Below are 24252 nucleotides of genomic sequence, written 5' to 3' on the forward strand. Positions count from 1 at the left end.
GGACCCCCGTCAGCGGTCGTCCATGTCACGTCCGCGCGGGTGATCCGCCGGGAATACCCCGGGCCGTTCCGGCCCGTCCCCGGCGCCGCCGCGGTCCAGTTCCCTGACCAGTCTCTCCTCCAGTTCCTTGCCGAGGTCCTGGAGCTCGGAGCGGATCCAGTCGCGGGTCGCCACCTCGCCCAGACCCATCCGCAGCGCGGCGATCTCCCGGGTCAGATACTCGGTGTCGGCGATCGACCGCTCGTTCTGCTTGCGGTCCTGTTCGAGGTTGACCCGGTCCCGGTCGTCCTGCCGGTTCTGCGCCAGCAGGATCAGCGGGGCGGCGTAGGACGCCTGGAGGGACAGCGCCAGCGTCAGGAAGATGAACGGATACTCGTCGAAGCGCAGCCGGTGCGGCACGGACACGTTCCAGACCACCCAGAGGATGATCACCACCGTCATCCAGACGATGAACCGTCCGGTGCCCAGGAACCGCGCGATGCGCTCGGACAGGCGGCCGAAGGCGTCCGGGTCCCACTCGGGCAGCAGCCGCCGCCGCAGCGGGCGCGGCTGGTCGAGCCGGGCCCGCGCCCGGCCGGCGGCGGTGGCCCCGGCCGGGGGCCGCTCGCGGGTGCTCTCTCGCTCAGCCGCCATGCCCGCCTGCCCCCACGCCCTCGTCCGTGCCCCCGGCGGTCCCGGCCGCCGCCCCGGTCCCGTCGTCCAGGTGGAACTCCGTCTCCCGCCAGTCGTCCGGCAGCATGTGGTCCAGCACGTCGTCCACGGTGACCGCGCCCAGCAGCGACCCGGCCTCGTCCACCACGGGCGCCGCGACCATGTCGTAGGTCGCGAAGAACCCGGCCACCACCGGCAGCTCGGCGTCCGGGGAGAGCGCCTGGAGGTCGTCGTCCAGGATCGAGCTGACGAGCGTGTACGGCGGGTCGCGCAGCAGCCGCTGGAAGTGGACCGTGCCCAGGTACTTGCCGGTCGGCGTCTCGTCGGGCGGCCGGCAGACGTACACCTGGGCGGCGAGCGCGGGGGACAGGTCCGGGTTGCGGACCCGGGCGAGCGCGTCGGCGACGGTCGCGTCCGGCCGCAGCACGATCGGCTCGGTCGTCATCAGGCCGCCCGCGGTGTGCTCCTCGTACGACATCAGGCGCCGCATCTCGGCGGCGTCGGCCGGCTGCATCAGACCGAGCAGCCGCTCCTGCTCCGCCTCGGGCAGTTCGGCGAGCAGGTCGGCGGCGTCGTCGGGGTCCATCGCCTCCAGCACGTCGGCGGCGCGCTCGCCCTTCAGCTTGCCCAGGATCTCGATCTGGTCGTCCTCCGGCAGCTCCTCCAGGACGTCGGCGAGCCGGTCGTCGTCCAGGGCGGCGGCGACCTCAGCGCGCCGCTTGGGGGACAGGTGGTGGAGCACGTTGGCGAGGTCGGCGGGGCGCAGCTGCTCGAAGGTGGCGAGCAGGTTCTCGGCGCCCTGCCCGTGCTCCTCCAGGGAGAAGCCGGTGACCGCCGACCACTCCACGGTCAGCGTCTCGCCCCTGCTGCGCCGGAAGGCGCCGCCCTTGCGGCCCTTGCGCACGAAGATCCGGTCGATCTCCCAGTCCCGCCGGGCGGGCAGCTGGTGCACCGACAGGTCCAGCACGGTGGCCTCCTCGCCGCTCTCCACGAGCGTGACGCGGCGGTCCAGCAGCTCGCCGAAGACGAGCCGCTCGGTGGGCCGCTGCTCGAAGCGCCGGACGTTGAGCACGCCGGTGGTGATGACCTGGCCGGACTCGATGCTGGTGATCCGGGTCATGGGCAGGAAGATGCGGCGCCGGGTGGAGAGTTCGACGACCAGGCCGAGCACCCGGGGCGGCTTGCGGCCGACCCGCAGCATGACGACCAGATCGCGTACGCGTCCCACCTGGTCGCCCGACGGGTCGAAGGCGGCGACACCGGCGAGGTGCGACACGAAGATCCGGGGGGCGCCCGCTGCCATGACCGTGCCTCCTTCCTGGCGTCTTCCTGTCGTGCCGTTGCTGTCGTGCCGGGTGTGCCCGGTGTGTCCGGTGTCTTCTCGCCTGCCCGCTCAAGTGGGCTTCAGGCTAGCCCGTCCCGTTCGGATACGCCCTGGTGAGCGGAGCGGACGGACTGGCTCCGCCGGGCCGCGCCGCCCCCGGTACGCTGCCGTACGCCGCTACGGGTTCCCCAGCCCGTGGTGCCGTCCGCGTGCCGTGCCTCCCCTGTACGCCGTCATGCCGCGCGGCGCCCGCGGCCGCACCGCACCCGCCGCTCGCGAGCTGAAAGGCAGTGCCGCCTGTGACTGCGATTCCCCAGGGCCGCCGTACCCGCCGGGCCATGCTGACGAGTGCGCTGTGCGCGCTGGCCGTCGTCACCGGCGCGGGCCTGACGGGCTGTTCCGGGGACGATCCGGACGCGGGCACCAACGGCGTCGGCAAGCTGCCGGCCGACCAGGTCCAGGCGCGGACCAAGGCCGCCGCCGCGTCCGCCGGGGCGGTGCACCTGGCCGGCGACGTGGTCAGCAACGGCCGTACGTACCGGCTCGACATGCGGCTGAAGTCCGACGGCGGCACGGGCTCGGTCACCTCGCAGGGGGTGACGTTCGGGCTGCTGCGGGTCGGCGCGCAGCTGTATCTGAAGGCGGACGCCCAGTTCTGGAGCAACGCGGACGACGACGGCAAGGACGGGAAGGGCAGCACGAACGGCGGGGCGGCGGGCAAGCTCGACGGCAAGTACGTGAAGGTGCCCCAGCGCGACCCCGCGTACAAGCGGTTCAGCGGTTTCACGGACAAGGGCGTGCTCCTCGACAGTCTGCTGACACTGCACGGCGCGTTGGCGGCGGACGGCCGCCACGAGCAGTCCGGCGTCCGCACCCTCCGCATCACGGGCGGCCAGGGCACCGGCGGCACCCTGGACGTCTCCCTGGAGGGCACCCCCTATCCGCTGCGGCTGGCCCGCGCGGGCGACGCGGGCACCCTGACCTTCACCGAGTGGGGCAAGGACTTCCCGCTGGCCGAGCCGGAAGCGGACGACACCGTCGACTACGGCAAGCAGCTCCCGACGTCCTGACGGGCCGCCCCGCCACCGCTACCGCCGCCGCTTCTTCCTCAGCAGCAGCCGGGGCAGCCCCGCCGGGACCGGCTGACGGGTCGTCGCCGGGCTGGGCAGCGGCGCCGCTGCCAGCGAGGTGTCGGGCAGCGGCTCCAGGGTGCCGGTCGGCTCCAGGCGCAGCACCCGGCACTCGCGGGCCCACCGCTCGGTCATGGTCTCCGCGTCCGGCGCGTTCAGGCGCTTGCCCTTCAGTTCGGCCACCGTCTCCTGCCACGCCTGCGAGCCGGGCGCGAGTTCCACGACGCGCGCCGCCCAGGTGACCAGACGGCCGCCCTTGTCCTTGCTGCGCACCGTCACCTCGGCGGTGACGCCGTCGGCCAGGCCGGGCAGCGGCTGCTCGCCGGGGCCGTCACCGACCAGGCAGACCGCGCCCTCGTGCCAGACGTGCCACAGGGGGCGGGCCGGTGTGCCGGGGCCCGCGACCCAGACGAGCCCGGACTTCTTCGTGGCCTCCTCGACGAGGGCCCGGTCGAGCGGTGCGCTTGTCATGACAGCAGCGTAACGAGACCCGGCCGGGCACCGGCGGCGCTCACAGCCAGCCGTTGCGCTTGAGCGTGCGGTGGATGCCGAGGCAGATCGCGGCCGTGACCGCCATGACCACCGGGTAGCCGTACTTCCAGTGGGTCTCGGGCATGTACTTGAAGTTCATGCCGTAGACCCCGCAGACCATGGTCGGTACGGCGATGATCGCGGCCCACGCGGTGATCTTCCGCATGTCCTCGTTCTGCGCGACGGACGCCTGGGCGAGGTTGGCCTGGAGGATGGAGTTGAGCAGTTCGTCGAAGCCGATGACCTGCTCCTGGGCGCGGGCCAGGTGGTCGGCCACGTCGCGGAAGTACTTCTGGATGTCCGGGTCGATCAGCCGCATCGGCCGCTCGCTCAGCAGCTGCATGGGCCGCAGCAGCGGCGACACCGCGCGCTTGAACTCCATGACCTCGCGCTTGAGCTGGTAGATCCGCCCGGCGTCGGTGCCGCGCGGGGTGCGGCCGCGGCCCGGCGAGAACACCTCGGTCTCGACCTCGTCCACGTCGTCCTGGAGGGCGGAGGCGACCGCGATGTAGCCGTCGACCACATGGTCGGCGATGGCGTGCAGCACCGCCGAGGGGCCCTTGACCAGCAACTCGGGGTCGTCCTGGAGCCGGTGGCGCAGCGCGCGCAGCGAACCCTGGCCGCCGTGCCGGACGGTGATGAAGAAGTCCCGCCCGGTGAAGCACATCACCTCGCCGGTCTCGACGACCTCGCTGTTGGCGGTGAGCTGGTCGTGGTCGACGTAGTGGATCGTCTTGAAGACGGTGAACAGCGAGTCGTCGTAGCGCTCCAGCTTGGGCCGCTGGTGGGCCTGGACCGCGTCCTCCACGGCCAGCGGGTGCAGTCCGAACTCCGAGGCGATGCCCGCGAATTCGGCCTCGGTGGGCTCGTGCAGCCCGATCCACACGAAGCCGCCGTCGCGCCGCACCAGGCGCATCGCCTCCTGCGGGGTGAGCGGGGCGCGGGTCTCGACGCGGGCGCCGTCGCGGTAGACGGCGCAGTCGACGACGGCCGAGGGCGTCGCCGGGTCGCGGGTGGTGTCGTAGGTGCCGTTGTCCTTGCGCTGCGCCGGGCGGGACGGGCGGACCACGGCGCGCAGGTCACGGATCATCGACATGGCGGGACTCCTTCGTGACGAGCGACGAAGAGCGCCTACGGCGGTCGGAACTGCCCGGAATGAGGACGTCCGGCGTGCGGATGTTTCGCACGTCCACAAAGCGGGGAGCACCGCACCGACGCGGTGAGCGGGCTTCGTCACTGATTTCGATCGGTCAGATCGGACGATCAGGCAAACGAAACGAAGTGCTCTTCCGTACGACGCGCACAGGGGCACGAAGGCGAGAGGTGGCGGTCAGCCGGAGCCGGAACAGCTACATCAGCGGCGGGAAGAGCGGGTGCTACTGCACGGTCGACTTCGATCCATGACAGCCCCACCTCCTCCGGCCGGTCCCTCGTGAGGGAGTCCCATCGGCGTCGGGGCTTGATCGCGACGCTTCTGCGTGCTGCCCCGAACCACCGAGTCAGAGTATCAGTCGGCCGACGTGTCAAGGTGCCGCTTTGCCGGGTACTGACGAGTTCTATGCTCGCGACATGGCAGATGTTCTTCCTCTGGTCGAGGCCCGGTTGCGCTCCGCGCTGGGCGAGCCGGACGCGCGCGCGGCGGTCACCTTCCTCGGCACGGACCGGATCGAGGTGCTGCGCTTCCAGGAGGGGGACATCGTCCGGTACGCCACGCTCGGCATGTCGGCCCACCCCATGGCGGACCCCACGGCGATGGTCGCCGACCCGGTCGCCGGGCCGCGCGCCGAACTGGTCCTCTCGGTGCGCACCGGCCGCGCCGACACCGACAAGGTGCTCCGTCCGCTCGCCGTCCTCGGCGCGTCCCCGCAGGTCGAGGGTGTGGTCGTGGCGCCGGGTGCCTCGCTCGACGTGGGGGAGGCGCTGTGGCCGGGCGCGCCCTTCACCTCGGTCCTGGTGGCCGAGCCGGGCGGTCTGGTGGAGGACCTGGAACTCGACGCGCCGCTGGACCCGGTGCGGTTCCTGCCGCTGCTGCCGATGACGCCGAACGAGGCCGCGTTCAAACGCGTGCACGGCGCGCAGGCGCTCCAGGAGCGCTGGCTGACGCTCGGGACGGACCTGCGGGACCCGGCCCGCCGGTCCGTCCCGCTGGAGTGACCTCCGAAGTGAGCGATCTCACCCAAGCCGCGGGGCGTGTACGTCAGTTGGCGAAAACCGTGACGCTGTCCTCGGTCGCGTGACGCGGTTCCAGCTCCTCGGCCTCGTGCGTGAGGGACCGGCGCCGCACCAGGACCACCAGGGCGCCCAGCAGCGCGGTGGCGCCCGCGACCACGAACGGGATGTGCAGGTCGCTCCACTCCTCGATCTTCGGGGCGAGATAGGGGGCCGCGGCGGCGGCGAACCAGCGCACGAAGTTGTAGCCGGCGCTCGCCACCGGACGCGGCGCGTCCGACACCCCGAGCGCCAACTCGGTGTAGACGGTGTTGTTCACGCCGATGAACGCGCCGGACAGCACGGTGCAGACGATCGCGGTGGTGTGGTCGCCGTAGCCGAGGACGACCACGTCGGCGGCGAGCAGCACCAGGGAGCCGCCGAGCACCTTCAGCGAGCCGAACCGCGCCTGCATGCGGGGCGCCACCAGCACGGAGAACACGGCGAGCAGCAGGCCCCAGACGAAGAACACCGCGCCGGACTTGTACGGCGTCATGTCCAGCACGAACGGCGTGAAGGCCAGCACGGTGAAGAACGTGTAGTTGTAGAAGAAGGCCGAGACCGCCGCCGAGGCGAGACCGCCGTGGCCGAGTGCCTTGAGCGGGTCGAGCAGTGAGGTCTTGCGGGCGGGCCGCGGCTGTTCCTTCAGGAACGCGGTGATGCACAGGAACCCGACGGCCATCAGGAACGCGGTGCCGAAGAACGGGTAGCGCCAGCTCGCGTTGCCGAGGAGGGCGCCCACCAGCGGGCCGCAGGCCATGCCGAGGCCGAGCGCGGACTCGTAGAGCAGGATGGCCGCCGCGCTGCCGCCCGCCGCCGCGCCGACGATGACCGCGAGCGCGGTGGAGACGAAGAGCGCGTTGCCGAGGCCCCAGCCGGCCCGGAAGCCGACCAGTTGGGCGACGGATCCCGAGGTGCCGGCGAGTCCGGCGAAGACCACCACGAAGGCGAGGCCGAGCAGCAGCGTCTTCTTGCCGCCGATGCGGCTGGAGACGAAGCCGGTGACCAGCATGGCCACGGCGGTGATCAGGAAGTAGGAGGTGAAGAGCAGGGAGACCTGGCTGGCGGTGGCGTCCAGGCCCTTGGCGATGGAGGGCAGGATCGGGTCGACCAGACCGATGCCCATGAAGGCGACGACGGATGCTCCCGCCGTCGCCCAGACGGCCTTCGGCTGCCGCAGGATGCTGCCGGCGCCCGCGTCGAAGGGGTCCGCGGCCATGCGTGCTCCAATCCGGACGGTTGATGCTCGAACGATGGTTGGCTTATGCACATAGTAAGTTAGATCAGCTAACTAATGCAAGGTACATCTATTTGGTCCGGAGCGGACGACTTCCCTCCGGACGGGTGATCGTCCTTGACGCGGCGCTGTCCGGGTAGGACCGTGGGGCTCTATGAGGGGCGAACCCAGTTGCCCGAAGTGCGGTGGCCGGGTCAGGGCTCCCGGCCTCTTCAGCGACACCTGGCAGTGCGCTGAGCACGGGACGGTGCATCCGGTGCAGCCCGTGACCCCGCCGAGCGTCGAAGGAATCGGCGTCGTCGTCAGCCGCACCCAGGTGCCCGTGTGGATGCCGTGGCCGCTGCCCGTGGGGTGGCTGTTCACCGGCGTGGCCGCCGCGGGCGACGACCGCAGCGGCGGCCGGGCGACCGCCGTGGCCTGCTCGGGCCCCGGACCGCTCGGCGGCATGGGCGAGCTGATCCTCGTCGCCGAGGAACTGGGCGTCGGCCTCGGCGCCCGCTACGCCGGAATCGAGGGCCCCGACCCCGGCCCCTGTCTGAACGTGGAGAAGCCGCCGGACGCGAAGGTGCTGGCCGCGGGCCGCCCGACCCCCCTGTGGCACGTCGGCGGCGCCCCGGTCGACCGCGCCGTCTTCGCGGGCGAGGCCCTCGGGCTGTGGCTGTGGGCGGTGGTCTGGCCCGAGCAGTCCGGCCTGCTGATGTACGACGAACTGGTCCTGGCCGACCTGCGGGACGCGGGCGCCGAGGCCGAGCTGGTGCCGTGCGGGGCGCTGTCCCCGCGGCTGTTGCAGCCGTAGGCCCGCCCGTCCGGGTGTGTTGCGGGTGTGTCGCGGGCGCGTGTAGGGGGCGAGGCGGGTGTGCGGGGGTGACAAGGCACCCCTTGTCTCCCGTTATCCTTGAGTGTCCCTTTCCGTCCCGTCACCGTCTGGAGTCCGTGTCGTGCGTATCGACCTGCACACCCACTCCGACGCGTCCGACGGCACGGACACCCCGGCCGAACTGGTGCGGAACGCCGCCGCGGCCGGACTGGACGTCGTCGCGCTGACCGACCACGACACCACCCGCGGCCACGCCGAGGCGACCGCCGCGCTGCCCGAGGGGCTGACCCTCGTCACCGGCGCCGAGCTGTCGTGCCGGGTCGACGGCGTCAGCATGCACATGCTGGCCTACCTCTTCGACCCCGAGGAGCCCGCCCTGCTCGCCGAGCGGGAGCTGGTCCGCGACGACCGGGTGCCCCGGGCCCAGGGCATGGTCGCCCGGCTCAACGCGCTCGGTGTGCCCGTCACCTGGGAACAGGTCGCGCGGATCGCGGGCGACGGCTCGGTCGGCCGCCCGCACGTCGCCTCCGCCCTCGTGGAGCTGGGCGTCGTACCGACCGTGAGTGACGCCTTCACCGACCAGTGGCTGGCCGACGGCGGCCGGGCCTGGGTCGCCAAGCACGAGACCGACCCGTTCGAGGCGATCCGGCTGGTCAAGGGCGCGGGCGGGGTCTGCGTCTTCGCCCACCCGGCCGCCGCCAAGCGCGGGCGTACGGTCCCGGAGTCCACGATCGCCGAGCTGGCCGCCGCAGGACTCGACGGCATCGAGGTCGACCACATGGACCACGACGCGCCGACCCGGGCCCGGCTGCGCGGCCTGGCCGGGGAGCTGGGCCTGCTGGTCACCGGCTCCAGCGACTACCACGGCGACCGCAAGGCCGTCGCACTGGGCGAGTTCACCACGCACCCCGACGTGTACGGGGAGATCACGCGGCGGGCGACCGGAGCGTTCCCGGTGCCGGGCGCCGGCGGAGACGGCGCGGTCGCGGGCCCGGCCTGAGGCCCCTGCCCCTTCCCGCGCGCGCCCGCACCCGCCCCCGCCTTCCTTCCCCTCCCCTTCACCCGTACGCAAGGCCAGTTCAGACGATGTTCGACGCTGCCGTTTTCGGCTCCCTCTTCCTCACTCTCTTCGTGATCATGGATCCCCCCGGGATCACCCCGATCTTCCTGGCGCTGACCGCCGGACGGCCCGCCAAGATCCAGAAGCGGATGGCCTTCCAGGCCGTCTGCGTGGCGGGCGGCGTGATCGCCGTGTTCGGTGTCCTCGGCCACCAGATCCTCGACTACCTGCATGTCTCGGTCCCCGCGCTGATGATCGCGGGCGGGCTGCTCCTGCTGCTGATCGCCCTGGACCTGCTCACCGGCAAGACCGACGAGCCCAAGGCGACCAAGGACGTCAATGTCGCCCTGGTCCCGCTGGGCATGCCGCTGCTGGCCGGACCCGGCGCGATCGTGTCCGTCATCCTGGCCGTGCAGAAGGCCGACAGCGTGGCCACCCAGGTCTCCGTCTGGTCGGCGATCGTCGCGATCCACGTGGTGCTCTGGCTCGTCATGCGCTACTCGCTGCTGATCATCCGCGTCATCAAGGACGGCGGCGTGGTCCTGGTGACCCGGCTGGCGGGCATGATGCTCTCCGCCATCGCCGTGCAGCAGATCATCAACGGCATCACCCAGGTGGTGCGGGGCGGCGCCTGAGCCCCGGAGCCCGGGGGTCCCCGGACGACGCGCGCCCGGGGAGTCCCCGGACGACGCACGGAGCCCCCGCCCGGCCACGCTCACGCGGGCCGTGCGGGGGCTCCGAAGTGTGTAAACAGCCCCTGCTGTTACGAGGCCGGGGTGTCGGCCGGGCGGATCCAGAGGCGCTGCCCTATGGCGGCGGCCTGCTGAACGATCCGATTGACGGAGGCGGCGTCCACGACGGTGCTGTCCACGGTGGTGCCGTCGACCTCGTCGAGTCGCATGATCTCGAAGCGCACAGGCTTCTCCCTTCGTCTGGTCATCCTCCTGCGGAGAATTACTGGAGATGGATGGTGCTCGCGGCGTCGGTGCCCCGTGCTCCGTATCTGGTCAACGGTTCACCTGCCACGAACATTCCCTACGCTAAGGAAATTTTTCGCACGTCTAATTACTGATGCGTCACGGTCTCTCCGTCGACCGATCGGGACCGGTTGTGTTCGCTGCGTGACCACCGGGACAATGGAGGTGATGAACGAGGCCATGAACGAAGACCGCGCGGCGCTCGCCGCCCGCATCGACCACACGAACGAGCTGCTGGAGCGCATGCTCGCCGAGGTGGCCAAGACGCCCTCGACCCACGCGATCTTCGTAGACGCCGGTTATCTCTACGCCGCCGCGGGCCGCCTCGTCGCCGGCACCGAGGACCGCCGCGCCTTCGACCTGGACGCCGAGGGCCTCATCGACGCGCTCATCGACCGGGCCCGGACGGTCTTCGCCGACAGCAGGCTGCTGCGCGTCTACTGGTACGACGGCGCCCGGCGCCGAATCCACACCGCCGAGCAGCAGACCATCGCCGAACTGCCCGACGTGAAGGTCCGCCTCGGCAACCTCAACGCCAACAACCAGCAGAAGGGCGTCGACTCCCTGATCCGCTCGGACCTGGAGTCGCTCGCCCGGCACCGTGCCATCAGCGACGCCGCCCTGCTCGGCGGCGACGAGGACCTGGTCTCCGCCGTGGAGGCCGCCCAGGGCTACGGCGCCCGGGTCCACCTGTGGGGCATCGAGGCCCCCGAGGGCCGCAACCAGGCCGAGCCGCTGCTGTGGGAGGTCGACAGCCAGCGCACCCTCGACCTCGACTTCTTCAAGCCCTACGTCTCCCGGCGCACCCCGGTCACCTACGACCCGACGGCCACCACCCGGCCGACCCGCGAGGACGTCCGCTTCGTCGGCGCGCAGATCGCCGCCAAGTGGCTGGCGGCGCGCGGCCGGGACAGCGTGATGGAACTCCTGCCGGGCCACCCCTATCTGCCCGGCTCCGTCGACCAGGAACTCCTGGTCGAGGCCGAGGGCCTGCTCCAGTACTCGCTGCGCGGCCAGGCCGACCTGCGCCGCTCCCTCAGGGACGGCTTCTGGGACCACTTGCAGGCGCAGTACTGAAGGCCGGGGCGGCGCTCTAGTGAGTGTTGCGCCCCCTGGTCAGCCTGCGGTGGCAGATCAGGGTTGTCGCGATGCCGACGAAGGCCAGGAAGTGTTCGGCCCTGCGTTCGTACCGCCTGTGCAAGCAGCGGCACCCGGCCGGCCACGCCACCGTCCGCTCCACGGTCCACCGGTGGCGGCCCAGCCGATGGTAGGGCTCGATGCCGCTGTTGCTCGGGCGGACGCTGGTCGGTGGTGGGGCGTGGTGGTGACCTCCCCGGTCGGGGCCCTGGTCGTGGCTCCCGGCGGCCGGCTCGCCATGGCCTACGGCTCGGAGGTGACGGTCCTGGCGGAAGAGGACGGCTGAGGCCGGTGGAGTCCGGGCTCAGCCCAGCAGTTGCCGGATCGCCGATACCACGGCGTCGCCTGTCCGCTCGACGGCTGTTCCCGCGATCAGACCGGGCAGGGTCCGGAACGCGTTGCGCAGAGCGGGCAGGAAGCCCTCGCTCTCCGGCTCGGGCAGGACGTTCGCCAGCACCGCCGTGTGGTCACGCAGGGCGTCCGGGTCCGTCAGCCCGGACGCGTTGCGTTCGATGTCCGCGCGGAATGCGGTCAGCTGAGCGGCGAGGGTCTGGAGGGAGTCGAGCGGCACGCTGCCCTGGCCGACGCCGACCTGGGTGATACCGGACAGGCTCTGGCCGGTGGCGTTCTGCGCGGAGCCGTTGTTGTCGCCGCCGATGCTGAGACCGGCCCCCGGGGTCGGCGCGGGCTCGGGGGACGGGTTCCTGCGGGGAAATCCGGGGGTCATGTTCACTCCTTCGATGGAGGCGGGAACGGGGGTGGAGGGGAGCGGGGCGGGGGCCAGGGGCGCCGTCTGCGCCACCTGGGTCAGGGTCACGCCCCCGGCGAGCTGGATCCCCGCGTTGTTGTCGCCGAGCACCTGGATGCTGTTGATCACCGTACGCCGGTCGGAGAGCGCGTCCGTCGCGAACCCGTGGCGTTCGAGCAGGGCCTCCACCGCGCGCAGGACGGCGGCCTGCATCAGTTCGACGTGACGGGCGGCGTCGCCCCTCTGGTGCAGGTCGGGAACCTCCGGCAGGGACAGGAGGTCGCGCAGGCTCAACGGGCTGTCGGACGCGATGGTTTCGTCCTCGCGCGCCGTTGTCTTCCGCAGGTTCCGCCACACCGCGATGGCCAGCTCCGCGGCACCGCGCAGGCCCTCCAGGGCTCCGGGGCCCGCCGGTTCGGGCAGCGGCAGCAGGGGCGCCAGCACCTGGGGCCGCAGGGTGAGCCGCAGTTCACCGGCCTGCAGGGCCACGTGCACGAACAGGGTCACCACGAGCTGTCCTTGCCAACTGACGCACTGAGCCCGCAGATACGGCCGCTCGGGCCGCCCGAGGCCGGACACCGTCTCCGGTTCCCCGGCCCCCCTCCGGTTGTGTTCCAGCCAGAGACCGGCGGGCAGGGCCAGCACCCGGGCCACCGAGAAGCCGGGCAGGGGGGCCGTCTCCTCGGTGCTGCCGGGGCCGCCGTCCTCACCGTGGCCGGCGGCGGTCAGTGCAGCGGCGATGCTGTCCAGCACCTCCGTCTCGCGCAGCGCGACGACGGGCCGCTCCGCGTGTGCGGTCCGTAGCGGCACGCGCATCTCCGCCGCACCCCGGGCCACCCGGCCCGCGCCGATGAACCGGCCCTCGGTGTCGTACGGCAGGGCCATGCCGTACTGCTGCTCGCCCAGCCACTCCACGTGCACGCGGTCCCGTGAGCCAGCCGGAGGGAGCGGCGGCGCGGCGCCGCCGTCTTCCGTCACCCGTCGCCGCGACGAACGGGCGACCACCCCGTCGACGACGTACACCAGGGTCACGGTGATCGCCACCAGGAAGGGGAGCTGGGCGCTGCGTACCCACACCTCGTGCAGGTCGTCGTTCTTCTCCAACGAGCCCACCGTGAACAGCCAGAAACCCATCAGCGGCAACATCGCCCAGATCGGACCGGCCGAGCCGACCACCCACGCGAGGCCCAGCGCGGCCAGCCACCCCAGGGCCGAGAACGGCGCCCAGGCGACGGCGGCGGCGAGCACCACCCACACGGCGGCCTGGCGGAGCACCCTGCGCCGGCGGGCACGCACTCCGTGCAGGAGCACCGGGATCAGGTCGAAACCGTACGACGGGACCGCGCGCGCCGGGTCGCGCAGCACCTCCCTGACCAGCTGGAGCAGCCGCGCCTCGCGCCACGGCCCGGACTCGCCGATCCGGACCGGGCGCGCGTAGAGCGCCGCGCAGAACAGCCGTGTGACCTCAGAACCGGCTGCCTCCGGCGGGGACTCGCCCGCCGGTAACTCTCTGGTCCGCATCCTGGATGTCTCCCCCGGTCCGGCTCACACGCTGCCTGAGGGCATCTTCTCCGCACCGGACTCGGTCGCGCCATACCCCCGTGCTCTCGGGCACGTTCATCGGCGAGGGCGGCGCCGAGGTGGCGGGGTCACAGCCGCCGCCAGCGGGCCTGGGGCCACGAGCAGGCGCCGACCCCGGCCAGTCCTAGCGGCCCGCCCCGTCCCAGAAGTCGGCGAGCGCGCGGGCGGTGGCGAGCGGCCGGTCCACGTTGGGCGAGTGCTCGGCGCCCTCGACGACCGTGCGCCGTGCTCCGAGCCGTACGGCCATGGCGTCCAGCAGCGGCACCGGCCAGGCGTCGTCCCGGGCCCCCGACAGCACATGGAACGGCAGCGCGACGGCGGCCAGTTCGGCGACCCGGTCCGGTTCCGCGCACAACTGGCGCCCGGTGGCCAGCAACTGCGCGGGCCGGGTGCCCAGCCAGCGCCGTCGCAGGTCGTCGCGGTCCTCGGCGCCCGAGTCCAGGGTGACGGACAGACCGCCGTCCTCGTCCGCGCCCCCGGTCGCCGCGGCCGCCTCCATGGCCTGGACGGCCTCCCACACCTCGGCCATCGACAGTGCCGCGAGCGCGTCCCGCAGCAGCTGCACGCGCTGCTGCTGGGAGGCGGAGATCTGCGCCGGACCCGAGGACATCAGGGTGAGCGAGACGAAGGGGGAGCGGTCGAGCAGGACGGCCGCGCGGGCGATCTGCCCGCCGAGGGAGTGCCCGAGCAGATGCACCGGGACGGCGAGCGCGGCGGCCTGCGCGAGCACGTCCCGCGCGAGCTGCTCCTGGGCGTACGCGGACTCGTCGTGCTCGGGGCCGTCCGACTCGAACTGCCCGCGCCCGTCCACGGCCACGGTCCGGTACCCGCGCGCCGCGAGCGGTGCGTGCAGCGCGTTGAAGTCTTCCTTGCTGCCGGTGAAGCCGGGCAGCAGCAGCGCCGTCCCCCTCGGCCCGGCACCGGCCGCCGCGGGCACGTCGACGACGGCGAACTCACCGCGCGCGGTGCGCAGCCGGTAGCTCCGGGCACCGGAGGGCGGGACGAAGGAGATGGGCCTGCTCATGGGGTGAGGCTATCGGGGAGCCTGCGGTGCGGAGGGTGCGGAGGGCGTGGAGGGCGCGATGGGAGGGCGGTCGGGTGGGTGCGGCCCGGTCCGCGGCCGGGCGCCCCGGCCGGGCGTGGGAACGGCCGACGGCCCGGCCCACGCGAGGTGGACCGGGCCGTCGGCCGTACTGCCGGTGCGGGCCGGTGCCCGCTCAGAGCTCCGCGGACTCGACGGCCGCGGCCGCCTTGCGCGTACGGCGGCGCGGAGCGGCGGCCGGCTCACCGGTCGACTGCGCCGGGATCTCCGCCCCGGGGGCCTCCGCCGCGGGTGCCTTGGCGGCGGCCTTGCGGGTGCGCTTCGGCTTGGCCTCGGCCTCGGTGGCGGCCTCGGGCGCCTCGGCGGCGACGGCCTTCTTGCGGGTCCGCTTGGGCTTGGCCTCGGCGGTCTCGCCCTCGGGGGCGTCGACGGGTGCCTTGGCGGCGGCCTTACGGGTGCGCTTCGGCTTGGCCTCGGTCTCCGCGACCGGCTCCGGCGCTTCGGCGGCGACGGCCTTCTTGCGGGTGCGCTTCGGCTTCGCCTCGGTGTCCGCGACCGTCTCCGGTGCCTCGGCGGCGACGGCCTTCTTCCGGGTGCGCTTCGGCTTCTCCTCGGCGGGAGCGGCCTCCGCCACGGCGGGCGCGGCGGCGGTCTCCACGGCGGGGGCCGCTGCCTTGCGGGTACGGCGCGGCTTGGCGGCCGTGACCTCCGCGGTGGCCGTCGCCTCGACCGCCTCGGCGGCCGGTGCCGCGTCGGTGGCTTCGGCGGCGACAGCGGCCTTACGGGCGCGGGTGCGCTTCGGCTTGGTCTCGGTCTCCGCGACGGCCTCCGGCGCCTCGGCGGCGACGGCCTTCTTGCGGGTGCGCTTCGGCGCGGCCTCGGCGGGTGCCGTCGCGGCGGCCTCGGCCACGGCTTCGGCGGCCGGTGCGGGCTGCGCGGCCTTGCGGGTCCGGCGGCGCGGCTCGGCCTTCGGTGCCTCCGCCACGACCTCCGCCACGACCTCGGCCTCGGCGGCCGGGGCCGCCTTCTTGCGGGTGCGGCGCGGGGCCGGGGCGCTCGCCTCGGCGTCGGCCTCCGCCACGGTGGTCGCCGCCACGGCGGCCTGCGGCGCCTCGGGAGCGGGGCTCACGGCCTCGGCGGCCGGAGCGGCCGTGCTCGTCACGGTCGGGGACTCCGCCGAGCGGCGGGTCCGGCGGCGACGCGGCCTGTCCGTCGTGTCGGCGGTGTCGAGCGCGGGGCTCTCCGACGCCGTCACGGCCGCCTCGGCCGCCGCGGGGACGGCGGGAGCGGCGGACTGCTGGACCGGCTGCTGCTGGGCGCCCGCACCGGAGCGCGTCCGCCGACGGCGGCGCGGGGTGCGGACAGCGGCGGCCTCGTCGGCGGGCGCCGAAGCGGCCGGGGCGGCCTCGGCCGCCGTACCGGTGCCCTGCGCGCCCGCTTCCACCGGCGCACCACCGCGCGTGCGGCGGCGACGGCGCGGAGTGCGCTCCGAGCGGTCGCGGTCGCGATCCTGGTTACGGTCACGGTCACGGTCGCGGTCGGCGGTGCGGCCCTCGGGGCGTCCGCCCCGGCCGCCGCGCCCGCGGGCACCGCGGCCACCGGTCTCGCCGAGGTCCTCCAGCTCCTCCGCGTCCAGCCCGGCGCGGGTGCGCTCCGAGCGCGGCAGGATGCCCTTTGTGCCCGCCGGGATGCCCAGGTCGGTGAAGAGGTGCGGGGAGGTGGAGTACGTCTCCGGCGGGTCGTTGAAGCCCAGCTCCAGCGCCTTGTTGATCAGCTGCCAGCGCGGGATGTCGTCCCAGTCGACGAGGGTGATCGCCGTACCCTTGGCGCCCGCGCGGCCGGTGCGGCCGATGCGGTGCAGGTACGTCTTCTCCTCTTCGGGCGACTGGTAGTTGATGACGTGGGTCACGCCCTCGACGTCGATACCGCGGGCGGCGACGTCGGTGCAGACGAGCACGTCGACCTTGCCGTTGCGGAAGGCGCGCAGCGCCTGCTCGCGGGCGCCCTGGCCGAGGTCGCCGTGGACCGCGCCGGAGGCGAATCCGCGCTGCTTGAGCTGGTCGGCGAGGTCGGCCGCCGTGCGCTTGGTCCGGCAGAAGATCATCACCAGCCCGCGGCCGTCGGCCTGGAGGATGCGCGCGACCATCTCGGGCTTGTCCATGTTGTGCGCGCGGTAGATGAACTGGGTGGTGTTGGCCACCGTCGCGCCCTCGTCGTCCGGCGTGGTGGCGCGGATGTGCGTGGGCTGCGACATGTAGCGGCGGGCGAGACCGATGACCGCGCCCGGCATGGTGGCCGAGAACAGCATGGTCTGGCGCCGGGCCGGAAGCATGCCGATGATCTTCTCGACGTCGGGCAGGAAGCCCAGGTCGAGCATCTCGTCGGCCTCGTCGAGGACGAGGGCCTTGACGTGCTTGAGGTTCAGCTTCTTCTGGCCCGCGAGGTCCAGCAGGCGGCCCGGGGTGCCGACGATCACGTCGACGCCCTTCTTCAGGGCCTCGACCTGGGGCTCGTAGGCCCGGCCGCCGTAGATCGCGGTCACCCGCACATTGCGCACCTTGCCGGCGGTCAGCAGGTCGTTGGTCACCTGGACGCACAGCTCGCGCGTGGGGACGACGACGAGCGCCTGCGGGGCGTCGGTGAGAGCCTCGGGGGTGGCGCGTCCGGCCTCCACGTCGGCGGGGACGGTGACGCGCTCCAGGAGCGGGAGGCCGAAGCCGAGCGTCTTGCCGGTGCCGGTCTTGGCCTGGCCGATGACGTCCGTGCCCGACAGGGCCACGGGGAGCGTCATCTCCTGGATGGGGAAGGGAGTGGTGATGCCGACGGCCTCCAGGGCCTCGGCGGTCTCGGGGAGGATCCCGAGGGATCGGAACGTCGTAGTCAGGGTGCTGCCTCTTCTGTGTGTGCGGCGCGAGGCGAGTGCGGGGGTCGTGTCGGACCGCACCGGGGACGACGGCGGCCGTGCGGTCTTGCCGCTCAGGCCGGCCGGGTGGCGCGGGACCTCTGCCGACGCTCTCGGACCTGCCCACGGGGCGGGCCCAGCGCTCGTACCGCTGAGGGGGTCCCTCCGATCGTCGTACGCACAGTGCCGTACGGTCAGGGAGGGCTGTCGGGTCGGAGCCGATCGGGCCACCGACCGGGCATCCTCATGCGTGCGGCCTGTCGAAGCACGGCCGGGAACCCCGGCCCACCCAGCAGGCGCATTACCACCATACCCCGGAATCGTGCACACGCGATGGCCGATTTGGTCACGTAGCCGTCGTCACACTGGTCGGCAAGATCTCTCCAGGGCCCGGGGGGCGGGCTATTGTGCGCTTCATGACCAGCTCTGACACGCCCGACCAGGCCCCCGACGCCCCCGCCGAACGCACCGGGATCGCCGCCCAGGACTGGGCGACGGCCGCCGCCGACCCGCAGTACCGCGCCGCCGTCGTGGACCTGCTCGGCGCGCTCGCCTATGGGGAGCTCGCGGCGTTCGAACGGCTCGCGGAGGACGCCAAGCTGGCGCCCACCCTCGCGGACAAGGCCGAGCTGGCGAAGATGGCCTCGGCCGAGTTCCACCACTTCGAGCGGCTGCGCGACCGGCTCACGGAGATCGGTGCCGAGCCGACCGAGGCGATGGACCCGTTCGTCGCCGCGCTCGACGGCTTCCACCGGCAGACGGCGCCCTCGGACTGGCTGGAAGGGCTCGTCAAAGCGTACGTCGGCGACTCGATCGCCAGTGACTTCTACCGGGAGGTCGCGGCCCGGCTGGACTCCGACACCCGTGAACTGGTGCTGGCCGTCCTCGACGACACCGGGCACGCCGGTTTCGCGGTGGAGAAGGTCCGGGCGGCCATCGACGCGGACCCGCGCGTGGGCGGGCGGCTCGCGCTGTGGGCGCGGCGGCTGATGGGCGAGGCCCTGTCGCAGTCGCAGCGGGTCGTCGCCGACCGCGACGCGCTGTCCACGATGCTCGTGGGCGGGGTCGCGGACGGCTTCGACCTCGCCGAGGTCGGCCGGATGTTCACCCGCATCACCGAGGCGCACACCAAGCGGATGGCCGCGCTGGGACTGGCCGCGTAGCACGGATGCGGGAGACCCGGCCGCCCTGTCGTCGGCCGGGCCGGGTCACCGGGGCCGGGTCAGCCGGGTCGGGCCGGACGCGCGCGGGCCGTACGGCCGGTCGGTCCGGCGGACGGCCCCGGCGGCCGGACCGACCGGCTACGCCGTCAGGGATCGTCGGCGCAGGCGGCCGGCCGGGCGCAGCAGCAGGGAGACGGAGGCGGCCGAGACGACGGCCGCGCCGAGCAGACTGGAGAGCACGGGGGCCGAGCCGAGCGCGCTGTGGGTGACGAAGTCACCGAGGAGGGCGCCCGCCACCCCCGTCGACAGGACCAGCGGTCGCGACGGCAGGCGGCGCGCCAGGCGGTGGAAGACCGCCCAGCCGAGCAGCAGGCCGAGCACGGCGGATCCCAGGGCCTCCAAGAACATCACAGTCCCTCCCACACGAGCGGCCGGTGCTGACGGTCGTAGCCCCGTCATACCCCTGACCTGCGGAATGCAACCCTCCCTGTGAGCTGTTTGTGTGCGCTGCGTGAAGCGCGCGAGGAGGGGCCGAGCGGGGCTCGAGCGCGGGCCGGGCGGGCGATGGGTGTGGGCCGCGCGTGGGATGGCCGGGGGCCGGGCCGGACACGAGAGTGGGCCCGGCGGTCGGTGACCGCCGGGCCCACTCCTCGTTCGTGCGTGCCCTGCTACAGGGCCCCGAAGCCCACCTTGCGCGGGGCCGCCTCACCCAGCTCGACGTACGCGAGGCGCTCGGCCGGGACCAGCACCTTGCGACCGTGCTCGTCCACGAGGGTCAGCAGCTGCGACTTGCCGGCCAGTGCCTCGGCCACCGCCCGCTCGACCTCCTCGGGGCTCTGACCGCTCTCCAGAACGATCTCGCGGGGCGCGTGCTGCACGCCGATCTTGACCTCCACGGCTATGTCCCTCCGACGGTCAGTGAAGTGCGCGACCTTCCGCGCCGTACTCCGCACACATTAGCCCGGTGAGGGGACGGACACGCTCCGCCGGTGCACGCCAGGAGCGAACAGCGCACGGGAACAGAACGGCGCGCGGGAACAACTGACCGGATCAGTGGTGCTGCTCGCTGCCGTGCAGCGGGAAACCGGCGATGCCGCGCCAGGCCAGCGACGTCAGCAGCTGAACCGCCTGGTCGCGCGGGACGCTGCGGTCGCTGTGCAGCCACGAGCGGGCCACCACCTGGGCGAGGCCGCCCAGGCCGGAGGCGAGCAGCATCGACTCGGCGCGCGAGAGGCCGGTGTCCTCGGCGATGACCTCGCAGATCGCCTCGGCGCACTCGGTGGTGACCTTGTCCACGCGCTCGCGCACGGCGGGCTCGTTGGTCAGGTCCGACTCGAAGACCAGCCGGAAGGCGCCGCCGTCGTCCTCGACATAGGCGAAGTAGGCGTCCATGGTGGCGCGGACGCGCTGCTTGTTGTCGGTGGTCGACGCCAGCGCGCTGCGCACCGACTGGATCAGCGCCTCGCAGTGCTGGTCGAGCAGGGCCAGATAGAGGTCGAGCTTGCCGGGGAAGTGCTGGTAGAGCACCGGCTTGCTGACCCCGGCGCGCTCGGCGATGTCGTCCATGGCCGCCGCGTGGTAGCCCTGCGCCACGAAGACTTCCTGGGCGGCGCCCAGCAGCTGGTTCCGCCGGGCACGGCGCGGCAGGCGCGTGCCCCGCGGGCGCGCTGCCTCTGTCTGCTCGATGGCTGTCACGCCGCCTCCCAAAGTCGTCCCTGTGCGGTGTGCGCCGCGCCGCCATCGTACTTTTCGGTAACCGTACTGTGCGCGGTGCGAGCGCAGAATTTCACGGACCGGACGGTGCGGAAACCGGCACAGAAGGTTTCCAACGGGCTCAGTCCGGGCATAGGAGGGCGCCGCCGCTGCTCAGCGGCGGTCCGTCGCCGCCACCGTCACCGGTAGTCGTCCTCGTCGAGGGAGACGACCCGTGCCTGCTCGGCGAGATCGGCCTCGTTCGCGCGGCCGGGATCCGCGTCCGTCAGCGGATCGTCGCCCTCCGGCGCGATGTCGGCCTGCTGCTCGGCCGCGTCGTCCTCGGGCGCCTCGACGTCGATCTCCGTGCCGTCCTCGGCGGCGCCGTCGTCCTCGGCGTCCTCGAACGTCCCGGGGTCGCTGGGATCGATTGCCATGCTGGGCTCCCTTCGGTGGACATCCCCGCGGATGTCCTTGTGTACGTCATGTACGTCCGTGTACCTGCCCGGCGGAAGCCGGGACTGTACGCGGGTGCCCTCGCTACGAGCGTAGGAGACACCCGATTCCCGCGCCATGCGATCCGGGGCGGCTCTCCGCGCCGTCCGCCGTGCCGCCTCCCGCGCCTCATCCTGTGACGGCGAACACATGAATCGCGGCGTGATCGTCTCGTAACATTGCCGCATGTCTTCGACCGACCTGCCCGCCGTGCCGCCCGCGAACGTCCTGCCCAGGGTGGCGCCCGCCGGGTCCGGGGCCGGAGAGGCCGGGGAAGGGGAGCGGCTGCGCTCGGTCGAACTGCCGGGAATCACCCTGACGGTGCGCTCCCGGCCGCCCGCGCGCGAGGGCCTGCCGCGCGCGCTGTACGTGCACGGGCTCGGCGGTTCCTCGCAGAACTGGACGCCGCTGATGGCCCTCCTGGACACCGACGTGGACGGCGAGGCGCTCGACCTGCCGGGCTTCGGGGACTCCCCGCCGCCGGACGACGGCAACTACTCGGTCACCGCCCACGCGCGCGCGGTGATCCGCTACCTGGACACGGCGGACCGCGGCCCGGTCCACCTTCTCGGCAACTCCCTGGGCGGTGCCGTCTCCACGCGCGTGGCCGCGCTGCGCCCCGACCTCGTGCGCACCCTCACCCTGGTCTCGCCCGCGCTGCCCGAACTGCGGGTGCAGCGCAGCGCCCTGCCGACCGGGCTGCTCGCGCTGCCCGGCGTCTGCGCGCTCTTCACCCGGCTGACCCGGGAGTGGACGGCCGAGCAGCGGGTCCGCGGGGTGATGGCCCTCTGCTACGGCGATCCCGGCCGGGTCACCCCCGAGGGTTTCCACGCCGCCGTGCAGGAGATGGAGCGGCGGCTGCGGCTGCCGTACTTCTGGGACGCGATGGCGCGTTCCGCGCGCGGGATCGTCGACGCGTACACCCTGGGTGGTCAGCACGGTCTGTGGCGGCAGGCCGAACGGGTCCTCGCGCCCACCCTGCTGGTCTACGGCGGCCGGGACCAGCTCGTCGGATACCGCATGGCCCGGCGCGCGGAACGGGCCTTCCGCGACTCCCGGCTGCTCACCCTGCCCGACGCGGGCCATGTGGCGATGATGGAGTACCCGGAGACGGTGGCGACCGCGTTCCGTGAACTCCTGGCCGAAACGCGGGAGTCGGGGGCGTGGGCGGCGCCGGGCGGGAAGGCCGTAGGCTCCCGGGGTGCGGTCGCCGACGAGGGCGCCCGCGACGCGGAAATGGGAGGCTGACGGACCAGGTGGGACGCCACAGCCGCCGCGGACCCGCCCCGAAGGGCGACAGCGCGGGCACAGCGGGCACGACAGCGAGTACGGACGCGGCCCGGCAGGGCCGGGACCGCAGGGGCCACCGGGACGGCTCCGAGGGGCCGGGCGGACCGGTCCCCGGCGGCCGGCCGGCCGGTCAGCCCGGTTCCCCCGGTCAGACCGCAGCGCCGATGGCGCCGCCCGGCCCCGGAGCGGGTCCGGCGCAGGCACCGCCGCCGCGCCGGGGTCCGGGGGCCGCCGCGCCGGGCCGCGGTCCCGGTCCCGCCGGTCCCGGTCCCGCCGGTCCCGCTCCCTGGCCGGGCTCCGGTCCCACCGGTCCGGCCCCGGCTCCGGGCAGGCGCCCGGCGGGCCCGCCGCACTTCCCGGACGGAACTCCCGCGCAGGGCGTACCCCGTCTTCCGGACGGGACTCCCGCACAGGGGTTCCCCCGCGTGCCCGCGCCGAACGGGACGCCCGCGCACGGTGTGCCGCGTATGCCGGACGGGACACCGGCGCGCGGCGTGCCCCGCTTCCCCGATGGAACTCCCGCTCACGGTGTGCCGCGTTTCCCCGACGGGACACCCGCGCACGGCGTGCCGCGTATGCCCGACGGGACGCCCGCCCATGGCGTCCCCCGCTTCCCGGACGGGACCCCCGCTCACGGTGTGCCGCAGGCTCGTGGTGCTCATCCCGAGCAGCGGGAAGCCGGAGGCGGCTGGGGGGAGTTCAGGTCGAGGGCCCGGTGCTCCGGCGACGGAGGAGCGGGCGCGGCGCCCGGCGTCGGCGAGACCTCGGCGGCGGGTCCCGCGGAGCCCACCGGTGCCGCGGGCACCGGCGTCCCCATCCCGCGGCAGCGGCAGCGGCGGGGGCAGTCGGCCCCGGGGTCCGGACCCCGGCAGGACTACCTCGACGCGTTCCGGGACGGAGCGGCGGAAGGGGGTGGCGACAGCGGCGACGGCGACGGTACGGAGCGCGGCGAGGACGGCGCGACCGGCGCCACCGCCCGTTCCCGCGGCGCCTCCCGGGGCGCCTCCCGGGGCGCCTCCCGGGGCACGCTGCCCCGCCCGGTGCCGGTCCAGTTCGCCCCGCCCACGGGACCCACCGCAGCCGGTACCGGCACGAGCCCGGTCGCGGGCGCCGGACCGCGCGCGGGCAGCGGTGGCGGTGGCGGTGGCGGCCGTGGTGACGACGGCGACGGCGGTGACGGCTCCGTGCCGCCCGCCGCCGAGGCGGCCCCCGGCGGCAAGAGCGCCAAGGGCACCAAGGGCGGCAAGGGCCGTACCTTCACCGGTATCGCCGCCGCGGCCGTCACCACCGTGCTCGCGGTCGTCGTGGCCGGGCAGGTCGCCGACGACCGCTCCGAGGCGGGCGCGGCGCAGACGGCCGGCGGCCAGGACGAGGGCGCCCGGACCGCGCTGGGCGGGGGCGTGCAGACGAGTCCGTCCCCCTCGCACAGCACGGTCGCGCTGACGTACGAGCAGAAGATGAACCTGAAGTACCCGCTGAGCCCCGCGCTCAAGGGTTCGGGCCGGTTCGACGTGGTCCCCGGTTTCGCCAAGGCGCCGGGGCGCGGGCGCAAGTTCACCTACCGGGTCGACGTGGAGCAGGGCCTCGGGCTCGACGGCCGGCTCTTCGCGGACGCCGTGCAGAAGACGCTCAACGACGACCGTAGCTGGGCCCACGGCGGTGCGCGCACCTTCGAGCGGGTCTCCTCCGGCGAGAGCGACTTCGTGATCACGCTCGCCAGCCCCGGCACCACCGCCGTGTGGTGCGAGAAGTCGGGTCTGGACACCACCGAGGACAACGTCTCGTGCGACTCGGCCGCCACCCCGCGCGTGATGATCAACGCCTACCGCTGGGCGCAGGGCGCCAGGACCTACGGCGACCGGATCTACCCGTACCGGCAGATGCTGATCAACCACGAGGTCGGCCACCGGCTCGGCCACAACCACGTCACCTGCGAGAAGGACGGGGAGCTCGCGCCGGTCATGCAGCAGCAGACGAAGTTCCTCGACCATGACGGAATTCACTGCCTGCCGAACTCCTGGCCCTACCCGAAGAGTTGACGGACGGTGTGCGGGGCGGCCGCGGAGGAGCCGCGCGCCGCCCTCCGATCATGTTGACAATGCGCCGAATGTTCGTTCATATTTCTGCGCATGTGGTCCCGTCACTCCGTCAGCAGCGCCGCCATCGAGATGGCGCTCCTCGGCGTGACCGCCCTCTGTGTGGCCGACATCCACTGTTGCTGACGCCCGCCCCCGGCGTGCGCGTCGCCCCGTTCTCCCCTTCGCCCT

At 73.4% G+C, this 24252-nt stretch carries 23 protein-coding genes and 1 pseudogene; 10 read left to right on the forward strand and 14 right to left on the reverse strand.

All coding sequences use genetic code 11. From position 1 onward, the window contains the following. Positions 1 to 9: 9 nt before the first annotated feature. Both B086_RS0135820 and B086_RS0135825 read right to left on the reverse strand, forming a co-directional pair. Positions 10 to 633: a DUF1003 domain-containing protein gene (locus B086_RS0135820; RefSeq protein ID WP_018571259.1), complete on the reverse strand. Its 624-nt coding sequence runs from the start codon at positions 631 to 633 to the stop codon at positions 10 to 12. Continuing rightward, positions 623 to 1954 (reverse strand): magnesium transporter MgtE N-terminal domain-containing protein, encoded by a 1332-nt coding sequence (locus tag B086_RS0135825; protein ID WP_018571260.1) that lies wholly within the window; start codon positions 1952 to 1954, stop codon positions 623 to 625. The genes B086_RS0135820 and B086_RS0135825 overlap by 11 nt, the downstream gene beginning before the upstream one ends. 359 nt (positions 1955 to 2313) lie before the next feature. Between B086_RS0135825 and B086_RS0135830 the strand changes: the two genes are divergently transcribed. Then, the gene (locus B086_RS0135830; protein ID WP_018571261.1) at positions 2314 to 3045 is read left to right on the forward strand and encodes a hypothetical protein; all 732 of its coding nucleotides are present in this window, start codon (positions 2314 to 2316) and stop codon (positions 3043 to 3045) included. An 18-nt stretch (positions 3046 to 3063) separates the two neighbouring features. Here B086_RS0135830 and B086_RS0135835 read toward each other — a convergent pair whose 3' ends face one another. Further along, complete coding sequence (locus tag B086_RS0135835; protein ID WP_018571262.1) at positions 3064 to 3576, reverse strand: hypothetical protein; 513 nt, start codon at positions 3574 to 3576, stop codon at positions 3064 to 3066. 40 nt (positions 3577 to 3616) lie between these two features. After that, positions 3617 to 4732 (reverse strand): magnesium and cobalt transport protein CorA, encoded by a 1116-nt coding sequence (locus tag B086_RS0135840; protein ID WP_018571263.1) that lies wholly within the window; start codon positions 4730 to 4732, stop codon positions 3617 to 3619. 473 nt (positions 4733 to 5205) lie between these two features. On the opposite strand from B086_RS0135840, the gene B086_RS0135845 reads away from it, so the two are divergent. Beyond that, a complete protein-coding gene (locus tag B086_RS0135845) occupies positions 5206 to 5790 on the forward strand; it encodes a suppressor of fused domain protein (RefSeq protein WP_026253128.1) in 585 nt (194 codons plus the stop codon). 43 nt (positions 5791 to 5833) lie between these two features. Here B086_RS0135845 and B086_RS0135850 read toward each other — a convergent pair whose 3' ends face one another. Then, entirely contained in the window at positions 5834 to 7063 is a 1230-nt protein-coding gene (locus B086_RS0135850) for an MFS transporter (RefSeq protein ID WP_018571265.1), read from the reverse strand. Positions 7064 to 7235: 172 nt separating this feature from the next. Between B086_RS0135850 and B086_RS0135855 the strand changes: the two genes are divergently transcribed. The 3 genes from B086_RS0135855 (at position 7236) to B086_RS0135865 (ending at position 9593) form a co-directional block, all read left to right on the forward strand. Then, positions 7236 to 7877 (forward strand): DUF6758 family protein, encoded by a 642-nt coding sequence (locus B086_RS0135855; RefSeq protein WP_026253129.1) that lies wholly within the window; start codon positions 7236 to 7238, stop codon positions 7875 to 7877. A gap of 142 nt (positions 7878 to 8019) precedes the next feature. After that, positions 8020 to 8898 carry a PHP domain-containing protein gene (locus B086_RS0135860; RefSeq protein WP_018571267.1) on the forward strand — a complete coding sequence of 293 codons (879 nt, stop codon included), beginning with the start codon at positions 8020 to 8022 and terminating at the stop codon, positions 8896 to 8898. A gap of 86 nt (positions 8899 to 8984) precedes the next feature. Continuing rightward, positions 8985 to 9593 (forward strand): MarC family protein, encoded by a 609-nt coding sequence (locus tag B086_RS0135865; protein ID WP_018571268.1) that lies wholly within the window; start codon positions 8985 to 8987, stop codon positions 9591 to 9593. A gap of 128 nt (positions 9594 to 9721) precedes the next feature. Here B086_RS0135865 and B086_RS45205 read toward each other — a convergent pair whose 3' ends face one another. Next, positions 9722 to 9874 (reverse strand): hypothetical protein, encoded by a 153-nt coding sequence (locus tag B086_RS45205; RefSeq protein ID WP_018571269.1) that lies wholly within the window; start codon positions 9872 to 9874, stop codon positions 9722 to 9724. Between the two features lie 229 nt (positions 9875 to 10103). On the opposite strand from B086_RS45205, the gene B086_RS0135875 reads away from it, so the two are divergent. Further along, positions 10104 to 11012: an NYN domain-containing protein gene (locus B086_RS0135875; protein WP_018571270.1), complete on the forward strand. Its 909-nt coding sequence runs from the start codon at positions 10104 to 10106 to the stop codon at positions 11010 to 11012. A 16-nt stretch (positions 11013 to 11028) separates the two neighbouring features. On the opposite strand, the pseudogene B086_RS41600 reads toward B086_RS0135875, so the two are convergent. The 4 genes and pseudogenes from B086_RS41600 to B086_RS0135895 all read right to left on the reverse strand — a co-directional run. Continuing rightward, positions 11029 to 11199, reverse strand: a pseudogene (locus B086_RS41600) (IS5/IS1182 family transposase); the annotation flags it as partial. Between the two features lie 177 nt (positions 11200 to 11376). After that, positions 11377 to 13341, reverse strand: a complete 1965-nt coding sequence (locus B086_RS0135885) for a hypothetical protein (protein ID WP_018571272.1) — start codon at positions 13339 to 13341, stop codon at positions 11377 to 11379. A gap of 184 nt (positions 13342 to 13525) precedes the next feature. After that, a complete protein-coding gene (locus B086_RS0135890) occupies positions 13526 to 14425 on the reverse strand; it encodes an alpha/beta fold hydrolase (protein ID WP_018571273.1) in 900 nt (299 codons plus the stop codon). 193 nt (positions 14426 to 14618) lie between these two features. Further along, on the reverse strand, positions 14619 to 17234 hold the full coding sequence (locus B086_RS0135895; RefSeq protein WP_199790808.1) for a DEAD/DEAH box helicase: 2616 nt from the start codon (positions 17232 to 17234) through the stop codon (positions 14619 to 14621). A gap of 527 nt (positions 17235 to 17761) precedes the next feature. Between B086_RS0135895 and B086_RS0135900 the strand changes: the two genes are divergently transcribed. Continuing rightward, a complete protein-coding gene (locus B086_RS0135900) occupies positions 17762 to 18508 on the forward strand; it encodes a ferritin-like fold-containing protein (RefSeq protein WP_018571275.1) in 747 nt (248 codons plus the stop codon). A 138-nt stretch (positions 18509 to 18646) separates the two neighbouring features. Here B086_RS0135900 and B086_RS0135905 read toward each other — a convergent pair whose 3' ends face one another. The 4 genes from B086_RS0135905 to B086_RS0135920 form a co-directional block, all read right to left on the reverse strand. Continuing rightward, on the reverse strand, positions 18647 to 18916 hold the full coding sequence (locus tag B086_RS0135905; RefSeq protein ID WP_018571276.1) for a hypothetical protein: 270 nt from the start codon (positions 18914 to 18916) through the stop codon (positions 18647 to 18649). Positions 18917 to 19176: 260 nt separating this feature from the next. Next, the gene (locus B086_RS0135910; protein ID WP_018571277.1) at positions 19177 to 19404 is read right to left on the reverse strand and encodes a DUF3107 domain-containing protein; all 228 of its coding nucleotides are present in this window, start codon (positions 19402 to 19404) and stop codon (positions 19177 to 19179) included. Between the two features lie 154 nt (positions 19405 to 19558). Beyond that, positions 19559 to 20203: a TetR/AcrR family transcriptional regulator gene (locus B086_RS0135915; protein WP_018571278.1), complete on the reverse strand. Its 645-nt coding sequence runs from the start codon at positions 20201 to 20203 to the stop codon at positions 19559 to 19561. Between the two features lie 197 nt (positions 20204 to 20400). Continuing rightward, the gene (locus B086_RS0135920) at positions 20401 to 20637 is read right to left on the reverse strand and encodes a hypothetical protein (protein WP_018571279.1); all 237 of its coding nucleotides are present in this window, start codon (positions 20635 to 20637) and stop codon (positions 20401 to 20403) included. Positions 20638 to 20881: 244 nt separating this feature from the next. Here B086_RS0135920 and B086_RS0135925 point away from each other — a divergent pair, with 244 nt between their 5' ends. From B086_RS0135925 to B086_RS46155, 3 genes are all read left to right on the forward strand, one after another. Continuing rightward, positions 20882 to 21943, forward strand: a complete 1062-nt coding sequence (locus B086_RS0135925) for an alpha/beta fold hydrolase (protein WP_018571280.1) — start codon at positions 20882 to 20884, stop codon at positions 21941 to 21943. A 680-nt stretch (positions 21944 to 22623) separates the two neighbouring features. Further along, a complete protein-coding gene (locus tag B086_RS0135930; RefSeq protein WP_018571281.1) occupies positions 22624 to 24024 on the forward strand; it encodes a DUF3152 domain-containing protein in 1401 nt (466 codons plus the stop codon). 90 nt (positions 24025 to 24114) lie between these two features. Beyond that, entirely contained in the window at positions 24115 to 24207 is a 93-nt protein-coding gene (locus tag B086_RS46155; protein WP_018571282.1) for an Ms4533A family Cys-rich leader peptide, read from the forward strand. Positions 24208 to 24252 lie beyond the last annotated feature (45 nt).

The organism is Streptomyces sp. PsTaAH-124, assembly GCF_000373685.1.
In the GTDB taxonomy this organism is placed as follows: Bacteria; Actinomycetota; Actinomycetes; order Streptomycetales; family Streptomycetaceae; genus Streptomyces; species Streptomyces andamanensis.

Bases quoted from the DNA above. Each gene is read 5' to 3' on its own strand.
- B086_RS0135820 (WP_018571259.1), bottom strand. From the start codon at position 633: ATGGCGGCTGAGCGAGAGAGCACCCGCGAGCGGCCCCCGGCCGGGGCC.
- B086_RS0135825 (WP_018571260.1), bottom strand. From the start codon at position 1,954: ATGGCAGCGGGCGCCCCCCGGATCTTCGTGTCGCACCTCGCCGGTGTC.
- B086_RS0135830 (WP_018571261.1), top strand. From the start codon at position 2,314: ATGCTGACGAGTGCGCTGTGCGCGCTGGCCGTCGTCACCGGCGCGGGC.
- B086_RS0135835 (WP_018571262.1), bottom strand. From the start codon at position 3,576: ATGACAAGCGCACCGCTCGACCGGGCCCTCGTCGAGGAGGCCACGAAG.
- B086_RS0135840 (WP_018571263.1), bottom strand. From the start codon at position 4,732: ATGTCGATGATCCGTGACCTGCGCGCCGTGGTCCGCCCGTCCCGCCCG.
- B086_RS0135845 (WP_026253128.1), top strand. From the start codon at position 5,206: ATGGCAGATGTTCTTCCTCTGGTCGAGGCCCGGTTGCGCTCCGCGCTG.
- B086_RS0135850 (WP_018571265.1), bottom strand. From the start codon at position 7,063: ATGGCCGCGGACCCCTTCGACGCGGGCGCCGGCAGCATCCTGCGGCAG.
- B086_RS0135855 (WP_026253129.1), top strand. From the start codon at position 7,236: ATGAGGGGCGAACCCAGTTGCCCGAAGTGCGGTGGCCGGGTCAGGGCT.
- B086_RS0135865 (WP_018571268.1), top strand. From the start codon at position 8,985: ATGTTCGACGCTGCCGTTTTCGGCTCCCTCTTCCTCACTCTCTTCGTG.
- B086_RS0135875 (WP_018571270.1), top strand. From the start codon at position 10,104: ATGAACGAGGCCATGAACGAAGACCGCGCGGCGCTCGCCGCCCGCATC.
- B086_RS0135885 (WP_018571272.1), bottom strand. From the start codon at position 13,341: ATGCGGACCAGAGAGTTACCGGCGGGCGAGTCCCCGCCGGAGGCAGCC.
- B086_RS0135890 (WP_018571273.1), bottom strand. From the start codon at position 14,425: ATGAGCAGGCCCATCTCCTTCGTCCCGCCCTCCGGTGCCCGGAGCTAC.
- B086_RS0135895 (WP_199790808.1), bottom strand. From the start codon at position 17,234: ATGACGCTCCCCGTGGCCCTGTCGGGCACGGACGTCATCGGCCAGGCC.
- B086_RS0135900 (WP_018571275.1), top strand. From the start codon at position 17,762: ATGACCAGCTCTGACACGCCCGACCAGGCCCCCGACGCCCCCGCCGAA.
- B086_RS0135905 (WP_018571276.1), bottom strand. From the start codon at position 18,916: ATGTTCTTGGAGGCCCTGGGATCCGCCGTGCTCGGCCTGCTGCTCGGC.
- B086_RS0135920 (WP_018571279.1), bottom strand. From the start codon at position 20,637: ATGGCAATCGATCCCAGCGACCCCGGGACGTTCGAGGACGCCGAGGAC.
- B086_RS0135925 (WP_018571280.1), top strand. From the start codon at position 20,882: ATGTCTTCGACCGACCTGCCCGCCGTGCCGCCCGCGAACGTCCTGCCC.
- B086_RS46155 (WP_018571282.1), top strand. From the start codon at position 24,115: ATGTGGTCCCGTCACTCCGTCAGCAGCGCCGCCATCGAGATGGCGCTC.